2 protein-coding genes are annotated in these 2,924 nt (G+C 73.8%); one reads left to right on the top strand and one right to left on the bottom strand.

Features of this window, described 5'->3' with window-relative positions:
• Positions 1 to 78 precede the first annotated feature (78 nt).
• Positions 79 to 1,758 (bottom strand): FecR family protein, encoded by a 1,680-nt coding sequence (locus tag AC1D15_RS24970; RefSeq protein WP_477828098.1) that lies wholly within the window; start codon positions 1,756 to 1,758, stop codon positions 79 to 81.
• A gap of 108 nt (positions 1,759 to 1,866) precedes the next feature.
• On the opposite strand from AC1D15_RS24970, the gene AC1D15_RS24965 reads away from it, so the two are divergent.
• Positions 1,867 to 2,924, top strand: a 1,058-nt coding sequence (locus AC1D15_RS24965) for a 2,4-dienoyl-CoA reductase FMN-binding domain-containing protein (protein WP_477828097.1), incomplete at its 3' end; no start/stop codon positions are given.

Here is a 2,924-nt window from a genome sequence, read left to right as displayed (position 1 = left end):
GCGAGCAGCAGGCTCGCCGCCAGCGCGAGGGCCACCGCGCGTCGGCCGGTCGGCGCGGTCCAGGTCATCGCGCGGCCCTCACAGCAACAGCAGCACGGCGGCGCCCGGCAGCAGCCACCACCACAGGCTGCGCGGCACGTCGAACTGCTGGGTCGCGCCCCACGCGCCGGTGAAGCCGTCGGCCTGCTGCGTGCGCACGCGCAGGTAGTAGCGGCCCGGCGCCGGCCGCGGCAGCACCAGCTCGGGCAGGTTCTCGCGCCGCTCCAGCACCAGCTGCGTGAATGCGGGATCGGTCGCGACCTGCACGTCGTAGGTGTCGTCGCTGCTGCGGGCCCGCCAGCGGAACACCAGGCGCTCGCCCTCGTCGCGCGGCGCCTCGAGCGCCACCGGCGGCGGCGTCTCGCGCAGTTCGAAGCTGCTGGCATCGCTGAACGGGCCGTGGTCGTCGCCGGCCGCGATGCTCGCGATGCGCCAGTGGTAGCGGCCGGGCGGCAGCGCAAGGGCGAGGCGTTCGCTGCCCACGTCGCGGCGGTCGATGCGGACGGTCTCGAAGCGCGCGTCGTCGGCCACCTGCAGGTGGTAGCGCTGCGCGGCAGCGGCCTTCGTCCAGTTGAACTCGACCCGCTCGCCGTAGGCATGCCCCTCGTCGCGCGGCTGGGTCGTGAACGGCGGCTCCGGGCGCGCCTTCAGCGTGAACGCCAGCTGCCCGCTGCGGCCTTCCAGCCCCTGCGGGTCGCGGGCGCGCACCTGCAGCAGGTAGCGGCCATCGGGCAGGTCGGCCCATTGCGCGGCGGGTTCGGTGAACTCGCCGTCGAGCAGGCGCTGGTTCAGCGCTTCGTCGGCGAAGACCTGCGCGCGGTAGCCGGCGGCGCCAGGCGGCGCCGGCCACGAGAAGCGCAGTGGCACGCGCTCATAGCGCGTCGGCAGCGTCGACAGGCCTGGTGCCGGCGGCAGCGGCCGCACCGGCGAGGCGCCGGCCCCACCGGCCACCATGCCGAAGCCGTCGCCGATGGTCGCCACCGGCTTGCGGCCGACGCTGGCCGCGACGCGCCCTTCGGTGACTTCGGCCGCCGTGCTGCCGGCGGCGGTGCGCACGCGGAACTCGGTGCCGCGCACGCCCAGCGTCAGCACCGGCGTGCGGATGTCGTAGGCCGAGCCGGGCGTGCGTTGCGGGTTGACGCGCGACTCCGCCTCGCCCTGCTCGAGCGAGAGCTGCGAGCGCGTGACGCCGCTGTGGCCGAACACCAGCAGCGAATCCATGCGCAGCTGCGAGCCGCCGGAGACCAGCACGCGGGTCGAGTCGGCCAGGCGCAGCGTCAGGTTCGCGTCGGCCTCGGTGCGCAGCAGGTCGCCCGGCTGCAGCGTGTCGCCGACCACCAGCGCGATGCGTTGGCCGGCGCGCTCGCGCTGGGCGCCGCCCGACAGGAAGGCGACGCTCGCGACCGTCGCCTCGGCGCGCAGCCAGGCCACCGGCAGGCGCAGCTGGCGGCCCGGCTCGAGCCGCTTCGGGTCGGCGACGCGGTTCAGGCGCTGCAGCCGGTGCCAGCCGCTGCCGGGGGCGAGGTAGCTGTTGGCGATGCTGTAGAGGGTGTCGCCGGGGACGACGCGGTAGTGCCAGTCGGTGGCCGGTGCGGAGGCGGCAGCGGCAGGAGGCGCCAGGTCGGCGGCCATCGCACCGGCGCAGGCGGTGCCCCATGCGAGCGCCGCAACGGCACCCCGCGCACTGCGCATTGCATTGCCGGCGGGCGAACGGGACATCGTGCCTCCCCTCTGACCCGATGCAACCCGGCGCGTCTATGCGGCCAAGCCCTGACCCGGCCCAGAGCGCGGAAAGATAGCATGGGCCGACCGCTTCGTGCCCTCCCGATGACCCCCTATCCTGCACCGTATCCCCACCTGCTCGACCCGCTCGACCTCGGCTTCGTCACGCTGCGCAACCGCGTGCTGATGGGCAGCATGCACACCGGCCTGGAGGACGGCCGCAAGCACTTCCCGGCGATGGCCGCGTTCTTCGCCGAGCGTGCACGCGGCGGCGTCGGGCTGATGGTGACCGGCGGCTTCGCGCCGAACATCGCCGGCTGGACCAAGCCGTTCGCCGGCATGCTGGCCAGCAGCGGGGCGGCACGCCGCCACCGCGAGGTGACCGGCGCGGTGCATGCCGAGGGCGGGCGCATCGCGCTGCAGATCCTGCACACCGGGCGCTACGGCTACCACCCGTTCTGCGTCGCGCCGTCGCGCATCCAGTCGCCGATCTCGCCGTTCATGCCGCGCGAGCTGTCGGTGCGCGGCATCGAGCGGCAGGTCCGCGCCTTCGTGCGCTGTGCGCTGCTGGCGCGCGAGGCCGGCTACGACGGCGTCGAGATCATGGGCAGCGAGGGCTACCTGATCAACCAGTTCCTGGTGACGCACACCAACCAGCGGCGCGACGACTGGGGCGGCTCGTACGAGAACCGCATGCGGCTGCCGGTGGAAATCGTGCGCCGCGTGCGCGAGGCGGTCGGGCCCGATTTCATCCTGATCTACCGGCTGTCGATGATCGACCTGATCCCCGACGGCAGCAGCTGGCCCGAGGTGGTCGCGCTCGCGAAGGCGGTGACGCAGGCCGGCGCGACGATCCTGAACACCGGCATCGGCTGGCACGAGGCGCGCGTGCCGACCATCGCCACCAGCGTGCCGCGCGGCGCGTTCGCATCGGTCACGCAGACGATGCGCCGCGAGCTGCGCGCCGCCGGGTTGACGATCCCGCTGGTCACCAGCAACCGCATCAACACGCCCGAGGTGGCCGAGCAGCTGCTGGCCGACGGCTGCGCCGACATGGTGAGCCTGGCGCGCCCGCTGCTGGCCGACCCGGCCTTCGTCAACAAGGCGGCATCGGGGAAGCCGGAGTCCATCAACACCTGCATCGCCTGCAACCAGGCCTGCCT

Source organism: Rhizobacter sp. P2_H2 (assembly GCF_056403375.1).
This window is presented reverse-complemented; position numbering and strand designations above follow the sequence as displayed.